Origin of the sequence: Chryseobacterium sp. Marseille-Q3244 (assembly GCF_940807095.1) — a bacterium.
GTDB lineage: Bacteria > Bacteroidota > Bacteroidia > Flavobacteriales > Weeksellaceae > Chryseobacterium.
In genome coordinates this window covers 1-17,787 of the sequence record NZ_CALNWX010000013.1, presented here as the reverse complement: position 1 = coordinate 17,787, position 17,787 = coordinate 1, and the positions used below count along the sequence as shown (strand labels likewise).

Below are 17,787 nucleotides of genomic sequence, written 5' to 3'. Positions count from 1 at the left end.
ATGAGAAAAATTATTTTATTACCTTTTTGTTTTTTATTTATTTTTTGCTCGAATCAAATTAAATTGAATAAAGGAAAAGATATTGATATTATTTTTCCGTTAAAACATATTGATACCCAATCAACAGAAGCTACTAAGGAAATTATAAAAAATAACACTAATAATACTTATATTATTGATCCTTTAGGTTTTTATGGAAAATCTTTTGTGTTAGAAAATGGAAAAGTATTAGATCCTTATTTATATTTTAAAAGTGGATATTATTCTAGAAATGATAGATCATGCTACGAAGATTTGATTATTTTAAAACCGTTTCAAACAATACATCATTCAATAATCTTCGATAAAAATAATCGAGCAGTTTATAGATATACGAAATCTAATAACTACGAGGAGATTATTAAATCCGTTCACAACAGATATAATGTCACAATTTTAGGTTGTGAATCTTATGTCAAAGTCTTAGAGGCTAGAGGTTATAAGGTTCTAGAAGATAGTATAGTAGCTAAAATTCCTTTACAACCTTAATATCTTATTAGAAAAAAGCTTTTAAAAGGTAAACATATAACATTAATAAGATTTGTAAAAAAGTTTAAAAATACTATCCAAAGAAAAAGTGGTTGTTTGACTAAAATTAATCAATTAAATAATCCACCAAAATGTGGAATTCCAGCTTTTGGCTTTTAAAGTTTTGCTTTAACCGATATTTATAAACGTTCTCTGATGAAGAATTACTATGTTGCAGGCCTCTTGAACCTTAATAGATGGATATTTAAATAACAAATCATGCAACTCAGGGAAATGGAATTTGGAAAAATCATAGAACATGGTATTAGGAGTTGCTGTTTCGGATACATTCCGGGAAAATCTTTATTCATGATGTAATTTGATAGTCAAAAATCCATTTTTTGAAGTGAAGAAAATCATAGGTAGAAGTCAGCCTATCAACAAAAGAAAAATACCTACATTCGTATGGCATAAAATAAAATTCAATGAAATATTCAAAGATTATTGTCATCGTTGCGCTATTGCTGTTTCAGCTGGGTGCAGCACAGGAAAAAGCGGATGTTGTATTAAAGAAAGCATCTACTGAAGCGAAAGCGGGTAAGAAAAATGTTTTATTAGTATTTCATGCTTCGTGGTGCAAATGGTGTAAAATGATGGAAAAAAATATGAATCTTCCAGAAACGCAACCTATTTTCGGTAGCAGATTTATCACAGCTTATGTAGATGTTCAGGAAAGAGGAGAGAAAAAATCTCTTGAAAATCCTGGCGGGCAGGAATTGATGAATAAATACAAAGGAGAAAATGCAGGACTTCCGTTTTGGCTGATTTTAAATCCGGAAGGAAAAGTGCTGGCAGATTCATTTAATGCCAAAGGAGAGAACTTGGGATCACCTTCCACTCCAGAAGAAGTGGCCACTTTTATCGCGAAGCTTGAGAAAACTTCAAAACTGAAGAAGGAAGAGATTTCGATCATTGAAAAGGTATTTACCAAGAAGTAAAAATTTCTGATTCACAGATCACAGATCAAAATGAAAATCGCCTCAAATACTGTTATTTGAGGCGATTTTTTATCTATTAAAACTTATTTTATAATGATCTTAAAAGTAAAATCATTATTCTTTTTCTTTGCATTGTAAGCCAATTTCTTCTTTATATTTTATTTTCCAAAATAAATCTGGTCCTGCTTCTGCTGCTCATTATAAATAATCTGGAAGCTTACCGGCATATACTGATAAAGAAGTTTCCAATGGGCAATCTTAGCGTGTTTTTTAAAGCTTTCAAAAGATCTTACGAAGATATTTTCAATCATCGTTCTTACATAGGAATTTCCATTTCTGTAAAGTCCGTCCATCAGTTTGATGTGATGGGCAATAATGTTGATCTTTGATTCCTGCAGCAGACCTTTCAGATAATTGACCGTCATTTGCATAATTCCTGCAAAGTTATCCTGTACAGACAACTGTATGATTTCATTGCGAAGTCGCGGATAGAAAAATTTTAAGTATTCAACAGCTATTTTTTGATTAATAGTTTGCATTTGTACTTTCATCATAATTAAGAATTTTTCAAACACTTTTTATTGCAGCGAAATGTATACCAAAATTTAAAGACATGCAGCAAAAATAAATACACCTACAATCACAGCGATGTGAGTGAGTAATATCTCTGAATTGTGTCTGTTAGTCGTGGTTTTCCATGTTTTCCAATCGGAAATTCTTCTGATTTTATTTTTCATAATCTATTGATTGTGAGTTATTTTTATTTTTGTTTAATTTAAACACTTTGTAATGAAACAGTCTAAAAATGTAATAAAAGCTTTATATACCATGACTGTAAATTTGTCTTGAATAGCTGCTTTTCAGGTCCGAAGAAATGTGACTGAAGATCATTTGTCTGTATTCTTTGCTGCAAAACGCTGTAAAATTGTCCAGAGAGTAGATAAAAGTGTTCTCAATGGCATTTTTTAAGAGGATATCTCCATCCATGTATATTTTGTCAATCTTTTGTAAACTTTTGAACAACAGATTACTGTCATTCTGGCGGATCATATTTTTGATACGTTCCGTGAAAGTCCGGATCACACTGTATGAATTGGGACTTTTGGTTTCATTTAATTCAGTTTCAAAGTCAGGAAACAGCTCATTGATTTCCTGTACAGCTTGTAAATAGTTCATAGTATATAGTGTTAAATATGGTTTTGTTCCAATAGTTTGATGAAAGCTCCAAACATGAAAATGATTAAAAACGCAATAAAGAGAAGATGATAAGGCTTCAGCCATTTAGGCGTTTGCGGTCCTCTGCTTTTTAATCTTCTTAGTTTGTCTATTCTGTTCAATGTTTTCAAGTCCATTTTTGTATGTTTTGAGAATCATGATGCCAATGGTATACCTTTGAAAATGAATTTTATTTAATGTATTGATATGTAATTACTTGTGTATTTTGTGCTGATGGTTTTAATTGAGAAAAGCATTTCAAAATGATAAGGATTTTATCAAATTGGAAGAAACAGGAATCTTTTAACAGTATTAACTGTTTTTGAGATCAACCACAAAAGTCACAAAAGAATTATAACACTTAAGTTATTTTTAAATGACAAGCTTGATGTATAAAAAGTACACATAAGTTTTGAACATCTACGATTTTCATCTTTTGAATTTATCTCTTAAATTTTCCAATGTAAACTAAATTGGAGCTTTTGTACTTGTCATTCTGACGAAGGAAGAATCTCAATAACAACTAGAGCAAAGAGATTCTTCATTACACTTCTGAACTACGTTTGCAAACCTTCAGTGTATATTCAGAATGACAAGTACTAACCTATTAAAGTATCATTAAAGTTTAATCGTAAGGAGATTTCTCAAGCGAACTAAAGTGTTAAAAAAATAAAAACTTTTCTGTCGTTTGTGGTTTAAAAGTTCAGTACAATCAAACCTGTTTTTAAGTTTCAGGAAAAGAATAGAATGAATATCTTTGCAGTCCAAATATTCAGAAGATGTTTTCAAAAATAATAGTACACAGAGTCGGAAATAAGATCAACGGAGATTCTCTAACGCTTTCCCAGGAGGAATTGAAGCTGGAGGAAGGAATGGCAGAGATGCTTGAGGATTACTTTTTAGGATCATTCAAATCGGAAGAAACTTTTCATTTTTATAGTGATACGTATCTGGTGAATAACCCGGTTTACAGTGCAGTATCTGAAATTTTTGAGGATAAATCCAAATTTATCTGGGAATCTGAAAATATTGCCAAACACCTTTTCGAAGCGGCTGAAAATCCTAGAGTTCAGAGTGGAGAATTATTTATCGTTCTTTTCGAAGATGAAAGTGACCGTCCTGACAGAGTCGATAAGATTGGAATTTTTAAAACCGAGAAGAGAGAATCTTTCCTTAAAATTAATCCTGCCGAAGAAACATTTGATATTGAAAAAGATCAGGGTATTGGGTTATCTAAGATTGATAAAGCAGCTCTGATATACAATAACGATAAAGATACAGGATATGTACTTTCCGTGGTTGACAACAACAAAAACGGAGATATGTATTACTGGTTTGAGGATTTCCTAAAAGTAAAGCAGCGTGATGATGAGTATTTCCACACTCAGGAAGCATTGATGGTTTACAAAGATTATATCACCAAACAGCTTCCACAGGAATTTGAGGTTTCTAAAGCAGACCAGGCAGACTTTCTGAACAAATCGATCAACTTCTTTAAAGAAAAAGAAGAGTTTAAACTGGATGAATTCGCCAGTGAAGTATTGGGAGACGAGCATGTGATCGAGAGTTTTGTTAACTTTAAAACTGATTACGAACAGGACATGCAGGTGAATATTGCTGAAGAATTCCCGATCAGTGAAGCGGCGGTTAAGAAAACCCAAAGGCACTTTAAAAGTATTATTAAACTTGATAAAAACTTCCATATATATATTCACGGTGACCGACAGAAAATCGAAACCGGAGAAGATGATAAAGGGAAGTATTACAGATTGTATTTTGATAAAGAAGTATAATATAAAGAAAGGCATTAAATAATATCATAACTTTATTGCTGATTGCAAAACAGTAGTTATGAAATTTATGCTCATTTTCTGGGGAGTTTTCCTCTTCTTTTTCTGCGTACCTTTTCCGATTTTCATTTATTTGATGAGTGAAGAGACCGCAACAGAACCGAGAAATTCATTAGCTGTGAGCTATGGGTATCTCGGTTTTTCATTATTGATATGGGGATATATTCTTGTCTTCTTTATCAATAATCTTTTCATTAAAACCTTTAAACAGAAGAATGCCATTCATTCTATTCTGAGAAACGGAATCCCAAGAGAGGCAAAAATCATTCGTTATCAGCTCATCAAATACTTTCCGAAAACCAATATGAATGCCATTCAGATTGTGCTTTCGTTTCCGAATCTTAGAAATACGGTGATTGAGCATGAGATGATGTTTCATGATTCCAAACCACAGGAAAAAAGATTCGATGTGGGAAACCATGTAAAAGTACTGCTGAATCCTGATGTCTCTCAGGAACCTTACTTTATTTTAAGTGATCAGAAAGTCGGCTTCAATGCGTCAGGAATGGTGCTAAGAATCGTATTTATAGTATTGTTAATCGCTTATGTGGTTGGATTGTATTCTTATTTCTATACGCAGGAATCTTTTGATTTTGGATGGAGATTTCTCACCTTTATGCATCCGATTATTTTCAGTGGAGTGATGGCTCTTATTTATGTATTGGTCTTTCAGCTGATCGTAGGGAAGTTTTTTAAGAATAATAAAGAAGAACGTATTCTGTTTGCCGGAAGAAATGCGGAAGCGAATATTCTCAGTGTCAGTGAAACGGGGGTTAGTATTAATGACCAGCCGCAAATTATGTTTCAGGTGAGTTTTAAAGATTTCAGAGGAAACGAGCATATTGCAGTCTACAAAAAAATTGTAAGCCTTTTGAATCTTGCCTCTGTACCCAAAGCAGGTACCATCGAGATTATGTATGATGAGAATGATCCAAAGAAGATTATGATTCCGAAGATATTTTAAAAGGTAGGAAGCTGGAAGTTATTTTCAGTTTGGTAATTATATACAATTTTATACTGGTGCTGTTATTTTATTACTATGACTCTGTCATTCTGAATGAAACAACGTGAAATGAAGAATCTCTTTATTGTAACAGGTATTGAGATTCTTCCTTCGTCAGAATGACAGTAGTGTTAAGTTATATTAGTAACCTTAAGTTATTATTGTTATTATTGATCAATGGGGACAATTAATTCTACATTAAATAAAAAGATAAATGGTTATGTTTTATGACCTTCATGGCTTTCATCTTGCAATCTAGCTAAATCCGGAATATTGATTCCATTCTTTTGTTCCCTTGAAAATATGAGATAATGTGCTAAAAACTTTGCGTTAAATTAAATTCCATAAATATCAGCAATACGATCACCCAGCTTTGAGACTGATTCATAAAAATTTGTTTAAAAAAAGAAAGAGCAAACCTGCATTTGCAGATTCACCCTCTCACATAGTATCATTTTTAGCGTTCTTCGTTTATTTACCCTTTTTTATTGAAAAATAGGGCTCTGTTGTATTCAAAATTCATTCTGGCAATATTCAGAACGGAGATTCCTTGCGGACATTCTACTTCACAAGCTTCCGTATTGGAACAGTGCCCAAATAATTCAGTATCCATCTGGAAAACCATATCCAAAACACGCTTGCTTCTTTCTTCTTTGCCCTGAGGCAATAATGCCATGTGAGCTATTTTTGCAGAAGTAAATAAAGCAGCACTTCCGTTTTTACAGGTTGCCACACAAGCACCACATCCGATGCAGGCAGCAGAATCAAAAGCCTCTTCAGCAACCTGATGGGTTACCGGAATAGCAGTCGCATCCGGAGCCTGGCCGGTATTTACTGATACGAAACCACCGGAAGAAATAATTCTGTCAAAAGCAGAACGGTCTACTTTTAAATCTTTTTTGATAGGAAAAGCTTCTGCACGAAAAGGTTCTATCAGAATTGTTTCCCCATCTTTAAAAGAACGCAGGTGAAGCTGGCAGGTCGTTGTATTTTTTAAAGGGCCATGAGCAATACCGTTAATCATCATTCCACATTGTCCGCAGATTCCTTCACGACAGTCGTGGTCAAATTCTACTGGTTCATCTCCTTCGGTAATCAGTTTTTCGTTTAATGTATCTAACATTTCAAGGAAAGACATGTGAGAATTTAATCCTTTAAGGTCATAGCTGACCAGTTTTCCCTCACTTTTTCTGTCTTTCTGTCTCCATATCTTAAGGTGTAAATCCATAATTTTTGTTTTTTATTTGTAACTTCTTACCGTTGGCTGTATTTCTTCGAAGGTTAATGGTTCTTTAACCAGTTCAGGTTTTCCATTTTCACCTGTCCATGCCCATGCTGAGATAAATTGGTATTCTGCGTCATTTCTCATGGCTTCCCCATCCGGAGTTTGGTATTCTTCACGGAAGTGAGCGCCACAGGATTCATTACGGGTTAAAGCATCATAACACATCAGCTCTCCGATTTCAAAATAATCAGCAACACGACCTGCTTTTTCCAGTTCAGCATTCATCTTATCCCCTTGTCCGGAAACCCTTACGTCTTTATAGAACTCCTGTTTTAGTTTTCTGATCTCCTGAATAGCATATTTAAGCCCTTCCTCGTTTCTTGCCAGTCCGCAATAATCGTACAGCAACTTTCCTAATGTTTTATGGAAGTAGTCAACAGTTTTGGTTCCTTTGATATTCATTAAATCCTGAATCTGATTTTTAACAGCATTTTCAGCCTGCTCAAACTCTGGAGCATCCGGTGAAATTTTCCCGGTATGAATTTCATCTGCTAAATAATTTGCAATAGTATAAGGAGCAATAAAATATCCGTCTACAGAAGCCTGTAAGAGAGAGTTTGCTCCCAATCTGTTGGCTCCATGATCTGCAAAATTAGCTTCTCCCAAGGCGAATAGTCCCGGAACGGTAGTCATCAGTTCGTAATCTACCCAAAGGCCACCCATTGAGAAGTGGGCAGAAGGAGAGATCATCATCGGTTCTTTATAAGCATCATATCCTGTAATTTTAAGATACATGTCAAATAGGTTTCCGTATTTCTCTTTGATTTTCTCTTTTCCTTGTTCTTTAATGGCTTTTGAAAAATCAAGATATACGGCATTCTTTAAAGGCCCAATTCCAAAACCTGCATCAATTCTTTCTTTAGCGGCACGTGACGAAATATCTCTGGGAGCTAAATTTCCAAACGCCGGATATCTTCTTTCCAGGTAGTAATCCCTTTCATTTTCAGGAATATCATTGGGTGCTCTGTTTTCATCCTGTTTTAAAGGAACCCAGATTCTTCCGTCATTACGCAATGATTCAGACATTAATGTTAATTTAGACTGATAATCTCCGGATTGCGGAAGGGAAGTAGGGTGTACCTGAATCCAGCTCGGGGAAGCCATTAAAGCTCCTTTTTTATGTGCTCTCCAGATCGCTGATCCATTACATCCCATAGCTAATGTAGACAGGTAATAAATCTTTCCATAGCCTCCGGTTGCTAATATTACAGCATGGGCTGCATGTCTTTCAATTTCTCCGGTATCTAAATTTCTTACGATAATTCCTCTTGCTTTCCCATCAATCGTAACCAAATCAAGCATTTCATGTCTTGAAAACAATTGTACAGAACCTTTTCCAACCTGTCTCATCAAAGCCTGATACGCTCCCAGAAGCAATTGTTGTCCGGTCTGTCCTCTGGCATAGAAAGTTCGGCTTACCTGAACCCCTCCAAAGGAACGGTTATTAAGATACCCACCATATTCACGTCCAAAAGGAACCCCTTGTGCTACAGCCTGATCGATGAGGTTTAAAGAACATTCTGCCATTCGGTACACATTGGCTTCACGCGCCCTGAAGTCTCCACCTTTCAAAGTATCAACGAACATTCTGTACACACTGTCACCATCGTTTTTATAATTTTTAGCAGCATTTACTCCACCTTGAGCAGCTACAGAGTGCGCTCTTCTCGGACTGTCCTGAAAACAGAATGCTTTCACATTATATCCCATCTCTCCTAAAGAGGCAGCGATAGAGCTTCCGGCAAGACCTGTTCCTACAACAATCACATCAAGCTTTTTACGGTTGGCCGGATTGACAAGCTTGGCTTTCTTTTTATAATATGCCCATTTTTGTTCCAATGGGCCTTGTGGTATTTTTGAATCTAAAATCATGATGAGGTCTTTTTAATGATAAGTAAAGAATACATAAACAGGCATAAGGGCAAAACCTAAACTTATAATAACAGAGTAGGCTGTTCCAATGATTTTAACCCATTTCACAAATTTAGGATGGTACAATCCAAGAGTTCTTACGGAGCTGTATAATCCGTGGATCAGATGATAACATAAGGCAATCATAGAAAGGACATAAATCACCACGTACCACCACTCTTTAAACACTGTTACGACCAAAATATATAAGTCCTTATTTCCATTCTCATCCAATGGGGGATTTCCGAATTTATAGACATACCAGAAATTTTGGAAATGAATGACCAGAAAGATCAGGATTAATGTTCCCAGGATCCCCATATTTCTGGATGCCCATTTGCTGGCCCTTCCACGTCTGTCGTTCTGATAATCGCCACCGGATTTTTTGTTTTTCAGAGTAATCATCAGTCCATCTACAGCATGCAGGATAATACTGGCATACAAAACATAAGAAACTATTTTGATAATGATATTTCCTGATAAAAAATGAGAATAGGCATTGAATTGCAGATGAGCTTGTTCCTGGGGGAGAAAAAGCTGAAGATTTCCGAGGAAATGAATCAACAGGAAGAATCCCAAAAAGAGTCCTGTAAGGCACATCAGCATTTTTCTTGACAATGTTGATAACATATATTTGATTTAATAATTAATAATATCCTAAAACTTTCATCCATAAACCTCCTACAACCATGTAGATGATTAAAAGCACGATTCCTATTTCAAGGCCGCGAAGCCACCAGGCTTTCAGATCAACATACCCGCTCCCAAAGAATACCGGAGCAGGTCCGTGCCCATAATGAGTAAGTACTCCATAAATTGATCCCATGAATCCTAGCATCATTGCCAACAACATAGGAGGAATTCCTAAAGAAACCCCTACACCCAGCAGGGCTGCATACATAGCCGCTACGTGAGCTGTAGCACTTGCGAAAATATAATGACTGAAGAAATAGACTACAATAATAACCGGGAAGGCTACCTGCCAGCTTAAACCTCCGATTTGAACTTTGATAAGGTTACTGAACCAGCCAATGAAGCCCAATTCATTCAAAGAACTTGCCATCATGACCAAAACAGCAAACCAAACGATGGTATCCCATGCTCCTTTTTCACCTTTTACATCTTCCCAGGTTAATACTGAGGTTAATAGTAATAAAGTTAATCCGATAAAGGCAGTAGTGGTTGCATCAATAGAAAGCGCACCACCAAAGATCCAAAGGAATAAAAGGATAAAGAAAGCCAATAGCATCAACCATTCATTTCTGGAAATAGGTCCCATTTCTTTTAATTTCTGAGCGGCCATTTTCGGGGCATCACCTGTTTTTTTCAATTCAGGCGGATACAATTTATACAATACCAAAGGAACAACGAAAAACGCCACTAAACCGGGTAGAAAACCAGCTGCTGCCCAAGACATCCATGTGATATCAATTCCAAGGTTGGCGGCAAATTTCTGGCACATAGGGTTACTTGCAGTTCCGGTTAAGAACATAGAAGAAGCGATGAGGTTCATATAGTAACTGTTTAATGTTAAAAATGAACCCAGTTTTCTATGGGTTTCCGGTTTTTCAGGAACGGAATCAAAGCTTATGGCCATAGATTTCATGATCGGGTAGATAATTCCTCCTCCTCTTGCCGTATTACTAGGAATAGCAGGAGCCAGACAAACATCTGCAAGTCCTAATCCATAAGCCAGGCCTAATGAACTTTTACCAAAAACCCTGATGAATAAAAAGGCAATACGGTTTCCAAGTCCTGTTTTGATAAATCCTCTGGCAATAAAGAATGAAATCCCGATCAGCCAGATTACTTTATCTCCAAATCCGGAGAGTGCTTTGGTAATAGATTTTCCGGCATCTCCGGGAGCTACTACTTGTGTAAGGGCTGTAAATCCAATGGCCATCATACACATGGTTCCCATAGGAGCTGCTTTTAAAATAATTCCTAAAATAGTTGCGGCAAAGATGGCAAACAGGTGCCAGGCATTTTGGGCAACCCCTTCAGGAGCTGGAATGAACCAGATGATTAACGCAACGACAAATGTGATCGCAACGTTTTTAATATTAATTTCTTTCATGATACTTACTATTTAATCCGTTAAAATCTACTTTGTACTTGCACTATGAATAGATTGTTGTTGTATTGGCTGGTATTTTCTACCTGATATTTATAGCGATCGAACTGTACGCCTAGTTGAATTCTTGCACCATAGTTTTTCAGAAATTCCAGTCCTACCATTGGTGTAATGGTCTGTCTGGGGTTGGATGCCATTCTGAAATTGGTGTCCAGGTATTCGTATCGGCAAGATAATTCAAAAGCGCTCAGGTTTTTATGGTTGATCTCGTATCTCAGATTCGGAAGGAAATAAACCCCTCGAACAAGGTATTGATCTGGATTATCTGGTCTGACTTCAGGAGCAATAGAATTGTACAGAACATGGTTGGTCGCTTGTTTAGCTTCCAGTTGCATATCAAGGCTCCATTTGGGATCAAAATGAATCATTGAGCTGAGGTCGACGCCTACAGCATATACTTTTTTGCTGAAAACTTCGCCAATTCCTCCATTTAAGCCCACATTGAAATTGTATTTCTTGGATAATCCGAAAAGTAAACGGGTAGAATATTGTTTCCCATTGTCATTATCATTGATTTGGTTTTTCCCGTTTCCATTCACTACAGACACAGCATATTGGAGTGGAATTTCTCCTAATTGTACTTGTCCTGTGGCAGAAAGCCCGATCTGGAAGCTCGTCCAGCCCAGTTTCCCAAATTCAGAATACTGATTAGACCAGTCCAGGGATTTGATGATATCAATAGGATAGGTTTCCTCAATACCGAACCAGGGTCTGAACTGTCCAACAGTGAATGCCAACTTGGGACTGAAGGTGTACTTCAGGTAAGCATTTTCAAGAACTCTGCTTTTAGGATCATTTTTAAAATCGGCAAGGTTAGCCAATGCCACAACTTCGGTACGTTTACTGATCTGTGCCCGTACCTGAACTCGCATGTATTTCAGCATGAAATTATTGCTGGTTCCTGATCCGTCAGAATGATGAAGCCCGTTAACATCAACATCCTTGCTCATTCCTACCAGATAGCGTGCCTGAAAAAGCCCTTTGATCTGAAGTTGAGGATATTTTACATGATCTTCTTCTTGTGGTTTTGGTGTGGTCTGTAGAGAATCCTGTATCTGTGCATTTGCTGAAAACCAGCCCATGAGTATGCACAGGATCAAGCTTCTCTTTTTTAATGAAAAAAAGGCCATATCTATTTGTTTAATTTTTGCTTTTTTGAAATTTTATGTAAGCATGAAAGTTCCTGTCTCTATCCTTGAAAAGTTGAGGTCATGCACTGAGCGTGCGCATAAATGATAAAAACTTTTGTTGCTTAACTCCTTCCGTTACATCTCCGATGTATACTTCTTCAGAGGAAGGAAATGATTTTATATCTCATCCTGAATGTAATCATTCACAATTTACAGAATCCTAAGTGTTTCTAAAAAGCTGCTCCTCAAAGAAACACTTAAGACTAAATCTTTATTTTTAAACCTGAATTGTTATTCTAAGCCTAAGAATTTGAAAGATGGAGTTTCTTTGAAATTGGTATTTGATTTACCGTTGTAGGTCTGATAGCTGCTCAGGTCCAGTTTCATCACTTTTCCTTTTGCGCTTAGGTCAAAATCTTTAAGATCTACCCAGAATGTGTTAGGGGTAAAAACGGTTTCAAAATAATACACCAGGTTCTTTTGGTCCGAAACAGAACGCCATCTTGTAGAAGAAATATTAGGCTCTGTAGGTGAAGTGATCCCATACGGTACAGAACAGTTTCTGATGACACCGAATACGCTGGCTACAGCAGTACGGGGATCAGTCGTTTTTGGAATTGCGTTAATGTAATAAGATGCTCTTACAAAACGATCGGCAGCGCGATTGGTTCCCGGAAGCATTACTGTTCCCGGAATTCCTTTCCAGTAATTGTTAAGTGCAAGCTGCTCTTCAAAAATAGGAGAGTTGGTCATTACCGTGTAAGAAGGATCATGGTGAATAACCAGTTTTCCATTAATATATTCAAATACGGCGTTATCTCCTGTAGCATCAGAAAGAGAAAGGTGAATGGTTGTAAATCTTTCGGTTCCCGGAATATAATCACTTACTACAACGAAGGGTTCTTTTTTTGAAAACTCTACGGCTTCTTTTACCGTTGAGAAGTTATCAAGATAATATTGTGCCCATAAAGAGATGGCAAGTCCCTTTTTTCCTCCTTTAGGATCGAATTTTGGATATTGAGATTCCCCTAACCATAACATGTTGGCTACCAATCCTTTTTCGTTCATTCCGTCTGCAGAAGCAATATCCCAACTAGAACTAATGATGCTTCCATATTTGGAGGTCCATTTTACAGATTTAGGACCGGTTTGACCATTGCGGTCTATTCCTTTTGGAAAAACCCAGAGATTAGCGGGAATCTCATCACGCCAGTCCATAGAGCGAGCTGTAAGAATTGTATTTTCCGGACCTTTGTACACCACGCGGGTACACGCTTCTGATGGATTCCATAATCCTATTGAAAGGACAAGAGAAAATAAAATTAATGGGAACTTTTTCATAATAGTATTATTTGAATTTAAAATTTATATTGAATTTATTGTGAATAATTCAATTATTTCGTGGTTGTAATCATTATTTGGTGATATAAATTTAGTTAAAATTGTTTAAATAACATAATTAATTTAGCTGATAAACAGCAATTCATGTTATGAATCATGGTTTAATAGTTAAAAACACTATTATTGGAAAAATTTTCGTATATTTTAGAGATATCGTAGTAAAATCAGGTTAAAATCAATAATTTTTTAATGAAGATTAATGCTGGTTTTTCTGCTGTATGATACCACATGATCAAAGTGAAAATTAAATACCACATCACCAAAACCAGTTAAAAAAAAGCTCTATCTTTGATAGATAGACTGAAAAGAGATATGAATTTTATAGAATGTCATGAAGAACCTATCCATATTCCAGGCTCTATACAAAGTTTTGGTTATCTGATTGGCATTGATGCAGAATCTCACTCCATTACTTTTTTAAGCCAGAATCTATCGGATATTTTTAAAATCGGAAGCTTGAATGAGCTATTTGATAAAAAGCTTACGGATTTCCCAGAAAGTTTTCAGAATATTATAGAGTCAGATATTTACACTTCATTGAATCGTTTTACCAGACGGGAAAATGAAACCTATTTTGATAAGATCTTTATAGATAAAAAAGAATACCATTTTTCTGTTTTCAGAAGTGGCGGGCATATCTTCCTGGAATTTGAAGAAGTTCTGATTAATCCTGATAAAAGGATTTCCAATAAATATGATAACTTTTATGTTATTGATAATGAACAGGAACTTTGGAATCACCTTTTGGAAACACTTTCTAAAGTAGTGAATTATGACCGGACAATGGTGTATAAGTTTATGATGGATGGCTCCGGAAAAGTCATTGCAGAGAAGAAAAATGAAGAAATGGAAAGTTTTCTCGGACTTCATTATCCTGAATCAGATATTCCTAAACAGGCACGGGAGCTTTATCTTAAAAAAAGAAAAAGAATATTCAGTAATGTGTATGCTGATACAGTCCCGATTTTGAGTACAACGAGTAAAAATATTGATCTTAGTTTTTCTGCATCACGGGCAATGTCTCCTATTCATGGGCAATACCTTAAAAATTCAGGGGTTTCTTCCAGTTTCAGTATATCGATTATTATTGATAATCACCTTTGGGGGCTGGTAACCTGTCAGAATGTAAAACCTAAACATATTGATCTTGAAGACCGGGTTCAGGCTGGGATTTTTACGGCCTTGGCATCTAATGCTTATTCTTCTTTTAAATCAAAAAATGAACTGAATTATCGTCTTGAACTGAATGAAAGAATTTCTGATCTTAAAACGGAATTTTTAAAACATAATCATTTATTTGATTCTCTGTGGGAGAATAAAGCAGAGATCATGAATCTACCGGAAGCAGATGGTCTTGCGATTGTATCTGATGAAAATATAATCACTGAAGGGATTATTCCGGCAATGGATTCTATCAGCAGGATTGTGCACTGGGCATTGGAAAATACGAGTGACAGAATTTACGTTAACCGCAGCTTTCTTAAAAACTATGGTGAGAAATTGGGATTATCAGAAAATGCAGCCGGAATTATCATTTATTTTATTGAAAGAGATAAAAATGAGATGCTGATCTGGTTCCGTAAAGAATTTAATGAACATATTGACTGGGCAGGAAATCCGGAAAAGAAAATAGGCGTGTTTTCTCAAAATGGAGAAGACAGACAGATGATTTCTCCAAGAACCTCATTCCGCATTTTTACTGAAAATATTAAAGGGCATTCCAAAAGATGGAATTCCAGAAATGTAAGTGCGGTACAGGCTGTAAGAGATCTTATTCTAGAAACTTCTCATAAGAATTATAATGCCATCAAAAGGCTCAATGATGAGCTTAAAAAAGTGAATGAAGAACTCGATAGTTTTTCCTACACTATTTCTCACGATTTGGGAACTCCTTTGACTGTTATGAAACTGAATGCCCAAATGCTTTTGGGAAATCTTTCCGATGGTTCTGAAAAAAGCAAAACCAAGATTAATACAATCATTGACGAGATCGACAGCATGGCTGAAATGATGCAGGATGTCTTGCAACTCAGCCGGGCCAAGCATAGTGAAATACAACTGGAAAGCTTGAAAACCGGTAATACAATTCAAAAAATCTCTGATAATGCCAAGATCACTTACGGAAGTCCGAGAAGTGAAATTATTATTAAAGATTGCCCAGATGTTTTGGGTGATAAAACCTTACTTCATCAGGTATTTCTGAATATTATCAATAATGCGGTCAAATATTCATCTCATAAAGAGCAGCCGAAAGTAGAAATTGAAGGAACGGAAGACGGACAAACTATTGTTTACAGAATTTCAGACAATGGGATTGGTATTCCTGAGGAGGAGAAACATAAGATGTTTAAAATCTTCAATCGAATGGATAATGCCAAGAAATTCAAAGGAAATGGGATAGGGTTATCCATTGTACACCGTATTATGAAAAGGATAGGTGGAAATATAGATTATGAGAGTAATAAAGAAGGAACTTCATTCATTTTAACGTTTAAAAAGCCTTACATTTGAGAAACTTTTAAAACGTAATTATGGTATCAGAATATCTTAAACAAAATACAGCAGATTATCACGACGCAGCCGAAAAACTTTTTAATTCTGAAAAGATTTTTAATAAAACCTTTACTTTAGAAGATTATAAAAAGATCATTCATACCAATTACCTGATGCTTCTTCACAGTGAAGATAAAATATTCAACAGCCTTTCTGAAAAGTATGCTGATAAGCTTCAGCTTGCCGATAGAAAAAAGCTTCCTCTTATTGAAAAAGACCTTGAAAGTCTTTCTTTGGAAAATCAGTTTGCATCTCACCCTCTTGAATTTGAGAATGAACATGAAGCTCTGGGAGCAATGTATGTGATTGAAGGTTCTACATTGGGTGGAAATGTAATCGCCAAGCAGCTTTCTAAAACGGAAGGTTTTGATGCGGTGACTTTTAACTTCTTCGGATGCTATCAGGAAAATACGGGACCCATGTGGAAGAACTTTAAGGAGGTTTTGGATACTGAAGTGACAGAGGAAAAGTATGGAGAAGTGCTATCTGGCGCGAAAAAGCTGTACTCATTTTTACTGAACGTCAACTAATTCCTTTTAATTCTAATAAATTTCCTGAAAAATTGCGCATTTTTTCAGGATTTATTAAATTTGGGAAGTTTCAAATCTAAATAGTAACTCAACAAATAAATAATTAAAAAAGTAACAATATGAAAGTAACTGTAGTAGGTGCAGGCGCTGTAGGAGCAAGCTGTGCGGAATACATCGCGATGAAGAACTTCTGTTCAGAAGTAGTTTTGGTAGACATTAAAGAAGGATTTGCTGAAGGTAAGGCAATGGATTTGATGCAAACAGCATCGCTTAACGGATTCGATACAAAAATTACCGGAACAACAGGAGATTACAGTAAAACTGCAGGTTCTCATGTAGCAGTAATCACTTCAGGGATTCCAAGAAAACCTGGAATGACAAGAGAAGAATTGATCGGTATCAATGCTGGTATCGTGAAAGAAGTTACTGAAAACTTAGTAAAACATTCTCCGGAAGTAATCATTATTGTGGTTTCTAACCCAATGGATACTATGGCTTATTTAGTACACAAAACTTCAGGTCTTCCTAAGCACAAAATCATCGGAATGGGTGGTGCATTAGACTCTGCAAGATTCAAATACAGATTAGCTGAAGCATTAGAAGCTCCAATTTCTGATGTTGACGGTATGGTAATCGCTGCTCACAGTGATACAGGAATGCTACCATTATTGAGCAAAGCTACAAGAAATGGAGTTCCAGTAACTGAGTTCTTAAGTGAAGATCAACAAAAATATGTAATCGAAGAAACGAAAGTAGGAGGTGCTACTCTTACTAAATTATTAGGAACTTCTGCTTGGTATGCACCAGGTGCAGCTGTTTCTGTAATGGTTCAGGCTATTGCATGTGACCAAAAGAAAATGATCCCTTGTTCATTAATGCTTGAAGGAGAGTACGGTCAAAACGATATCTGCTTAGGAGTTCCGGCAATCATTGGAGCAAACGGAGTAGAATCAATCGTAAATGTAACATTGACTGCTGAAGAGCAATTGAAATTCGCTGAAGCTGCTAATGCAGTAAGAGAAGTGAACGGAGATCTTAAATTCTAATATACTGAATTTTATAAATAAACCCCGAGCCCGAAGGGCGCGGGGTTTTGTTTTGAAAATTTATATACATTTTTATTTATATTTTCATCAGTTTTTAGTACCGAATTTGTTGAAGAAACTTTCTCTTCCTTTTTTATCATAAACATAAGGATCAATAAAAGTTTTTGTCCAATTATTTTTGCTAATATGAAACAATATAAAAAATGAATTGGCTTAATCATAGC

At 35.9% G+C, this 17,787-nt stretch carries 18 protein-coding genes; 7 read left to right on the top strand and 11 right to left on the bottom strand.

Features of this window, described 5'->3' with window-relative positions:
* Window positions 1-528 (top strand): hypothetical protein, encoded by a 528-nt coding sequence (locus tag NBX25_RS18855; RefSeq protein WP_250254945.1) that lies wholly within the window; start codon window positions 1-3, stop codon window positions 526-528.
* Between the two features lie 464 nt (window positions 529-992).
* Window positions 993-1,505: a thioredoxin family protein gene (locus NBX25_RS18850; RefSeq protein WP_250254943.1), complete on the top strand. Its 513-nt coding sequence runs from the start codon at window positions 993-995 to the stop codon at window positions 1,503-1,505.
* Window positions 1,506-1,663: 158 nt separating this feature from the next.
* Here the strand turns inward: NBX25_RS18850 and NBX25_RS18845 are convergent, their stop codons facing one another.
* The 4 genes from NBX25_RS18845 to NBX25_RS18835 form a co-directional block, all read right to left on the bottom strand.
* Window positions 1,664-2,059 (bottom strand): DUF7674 family protein, encoded by a 396-nt coding sequence (locus tag NBX25_RS18845; RefSeq protein ID WP_123857288.1) that lies wholly within the window; start codon window positions 2,057-2,059, stop codon window positions 1,664-1,666.
* Between the two features lie 51 nt (window positions 2,060-2,110).
* Window positions 2,111-2,242, bottom strand: a complete 132-nt coding sequence (locus NBX25_RS24735) for a hypothetical protein (protein WP_262484600.1) — start codon at window positions 2,240-2,242, stop codon at window positions 2,111-2,113.
* Between the two features lie 82 nt (window positions 2,243-2,324).
* Complete coding sequence (locus NBX25_RS18840) at window positions 2,325-2,681, bottom strand: DUF7674 family protein (RefSeq protein WP_250254941.1); 357 nt, start codon at window positions 2,679-2,681, stop codon at window positions 2,325-2,327.
* 11 nt (window positions 2,682-2,692) lie between these two features.
* Entirely contained in the window at window positions 2,693-2,857 is a 165-nt protein-coding gene (locus NBX25_RS18835; protein ID WP_164464455.1) for a hypothetical protein, read from the bottom strand.
* Window positions 2,858-3,499: 642 nt separating this feature from the next.
* Here NBX25_RS18835 and NBX25_RS18830 point away from each other — a divergent pair.
* Window positions 3,500-4,513 (top strand): nucleoid-associated protein, encoded by a 1,014-nt coding sequence (locus NBX25_RS18830; RefSeq protein ID WP_123910557.1) that lies wholly within the window; start codon window positions 3,500-3,502, stop codon window positions 4,511-4,513.
* A gap of 58 nt (window positions 4,514-4,571) precedes the next feature.
* On the top strand, window positions 4,572-5,534 hold the full coding sequence (locus tag NBX25_RS18825) for a hypothetical protein (protein WP_250254939.1): 963 nt from the start codon (window positions 4,572-4,574) through the stop codon (window positions 5,532-5,534).
* Window positions 5,535-6,048: 514 nt separating this feature from the next.
* Here NBX25_RS18825 and NBX25_RS18820 read toward each other — a convergent pair.
* From NBX25_RS18820 to NBX25_RS18795, 6 genes are all read right to left on the bottom strand, one after another.
* Entirely contained in the window at window positions 6,049-6,801 is a 753-nt protein-coding gene (locus NBX25_RS18820; protein ID WP_250254937.1) for a succinate dehydrogenase/fumarate reductase iron-sulfur subunit, read from the bottom strand.
* Between the two features lie 12 nt (window positions 6,802-6,813).
* Window positions 6,814-8,730 (bottom strand): fumarate reductase/succinate dehydrogenase flavoprotein subunit, encoded by a 1,917-nt coding sequence (locus NBX25_RS18815; protein WP_250254929.1) that lies wholly within the window; start codon window positions 8,728-8,730, stop codon window positions 6,814-6,816.
* A gap of 12 nt (window positions 8,731-8,742) precedes the next feature.
* Complete coding sequence (locus tag NBX25_RS18810; protein ID WP_250254927.1) at window positions 8,743-9,399, bottom strand: succinate dehydrogenase cytochrome b subunit; 657 nt, start codon at window positions 9,397-9,399, stop codon at window positions 8,743-8,745.
* Window positions 9,400-9,415: 16 nt separating this feature from the next.
* Window positions 9,416-10,846, bottom strand: a complete 1,431-nt coding sequence (locus tag NBX25_RS18805) for an anion permease (RefSeq protein WP_250254925.1) — start codon at window positions 10,844-10,846, stop codon at window positions 9,416-9,418.
* Between the two features lie 20 nt (window positions 10,847-10,866).
* Window positions 10,867-11,985, bottom strand: coding sequence for a porin (locus NBX25_RS18800; RefSeq protein WP_502799786.1), 1,119 nt, complete (start codon window positions 11,983-11,985; stop codon window positions 10,867-10,869).
* A gap of 339 nt (window positions 11,986-12,324) precedes the next feature.
* Window positions 12,325-13,374, bottom strand: coding sequence for a linear amide C-N hydrolase (locus tag NBX25_RS18795; RefSeq protein ID WP_250254921.1), 1,050 nt, complete (start codon window positions 13,372-13,374; stop codon window positions 12,325-12,327).
* Between the two features lie 348 nt (window positions 13,375-13,722).
* On the opposite strand from NBX25_RS18795, the gene NBX25_RS18790 reads away from it, so the two are divergent.
* From NBX25_RS18790 to NBX25_RS18780, 3 genes are all read left to right on the top strand, one after another.
* Window positions 13,723-15,945, top strand: coding sequence for an ATP-binding protein (locus NBX25_RS18790; RefSeq protein WP_250254920.1), 2,223 nt, complete (start codon window positions 13,723-13,725; stop codon window positions 15,943-15,945).
* Window positions 15,946-15,965: 20 nt separating this feature from the next.
* Complete coding sequence (locus NBX25_RS18785; protein WP_250254919.1) at window positions 15,966-16,517, top strand: biliverdin-producing heme oxygenase; 552 nt, start codon at window positions 15,966-15,968, stop codon at window positions 16,515-16,517.
* Window positions 16,518-16,636: 119 nt separating this feature from the next.
* Window positions 16,637-17,563 carry a malate dehydrogenase gene (locus NBX25_RS18780; protein WP_045500033.1) on the top strand — a complete coding sequence of 309 codons (927 nt, stop codon included), beginning with the start codon at window positions 16,637-16,639 and terminating at the stop codon, window positions 17,561-17,563.
* 11 nt (window positions 17,564-17,574) lie between these two features.
* Here NBX25_RS18780 and NBX25_RS18775 read toward each other — a convergent pair.
* Window positions 17,575-17,787 (bottom strand): hypothetical protein (locus NBX25_RS18775; protein WP_250254917.1); only part of this gene is annotated, 213 nt, incomplete at its 5' end.

Bases quoted from the DNA above. Each gene is read 5' to 3' on its own strand.
- NBX25_RS18845 (WP_123857288.1), bottom strand. From the start codon at position 2,059: ATGATGAAAGTACAAATGCAAACTATTAATCAAAAAATAGCTGTTGAA.
- NBX25_RS18830 (WP_123910557.1), top strand. From the start codon at position 3,500: ATGTTTTCAAAAATAATAGTACACAGAGTCGGAAATAAGATCAACGGA.
- NBX25_RS18835 (WP_164464455.1), bottom strand. From the start codon at position 2,857: ATGGACTTGAAAACATTGAACAGAATAGACAAACTAAGAAGATTAAAA.
- NBX25_RS18820 (WP_250254937.1), bottom strand. From the start codon at position 6,801: ATGGATTTACACCTTAAGATATGGAGACAGAAAGACAGAAAAAGTGAG.
- NBX25_RS18805 (WP_250254925.1), bottom strand. From the start codon at position 10,846: ATGAAAGAAATTAATATTAAAAACGTTGCGATCACATTTGTCGTTGCG.
- NBX25_RS24735 (WP_262484600.1), bottom strand. From the start codon at position 2,242: ATGAAAAATAAAATCAGAAGAATTTCCGATTGGAAAACATGGAAAACC.
- NBX25_RS18855 (WP_250254945.1), top strand. From the start codon at position 1: ATGAGAAAAATTATTTTATTACCTTTTTGTTTTTTATTTATTTTTTGC.
- NBX25_RS18810 (WP_250254927.1), bottom strand. From the start codon at position 9,399: ATGTTATCAACATTGTCAAGAAAAATGCTGATGTGCCTTACAGGACTC.
- NBX25_RS18840 (WP_250254941.1), bottom strand. From the start codon at position 2,681: ATGAACTATTTACAAGCTGTACAGGAAATCAATGAGCTGTTTCCTGAC.
- NBX25_RS18850 (WP_250254943.1), top strand. From the start codon at position 993: ATGAAATATTCAAAGATTATTGTCATCGTTGCGCTATTGCTGTTTCAG.
- NBX25_RS18825 (WP_250254939.1), top strand. From the start codon at position 4,572: ATGAAATTTATGCTCATTTTCTGGGGAGTTTTCCTCTTCTTTTTCTGC.
- NBX25_RS18815 (WP_250254929.1), bottom strand. From the start codon at position 8,730: ATGATTTTAGATTCAAAAATACCACAAGGCCCATTGGAACAAAAATGG.
- NBX25_RS18795 (WP_250254921.1), bottom strand. From the start codon at position 13,374: ATGAAAAAGTTCCCATTAATTTTATTTTCTCTTGTCCTTTCAATAGGA.
- NBX25_RS18785 (WP_250254919.1), top strand. From the start codon at position 15,966: ATGGTATCAGAATATCTTAAACAAAATACAGCAGATTATCACGACGCA.
- NBX25_RS18800 (WP_502799786.1), bottom strand. From the start codon at position 11,985: ATGGGCTGGTTTTCAGCAAATGCACAGATACAGGATTCTCTACAGACC.
- NBX25_RS18780 (WP_045500033.1), top strand. From the start codon at position 16,637: ATGAAAGTAACTGTAGTAGGTGCAGGCGCTGTAGGAGCAAGCTGTGCG.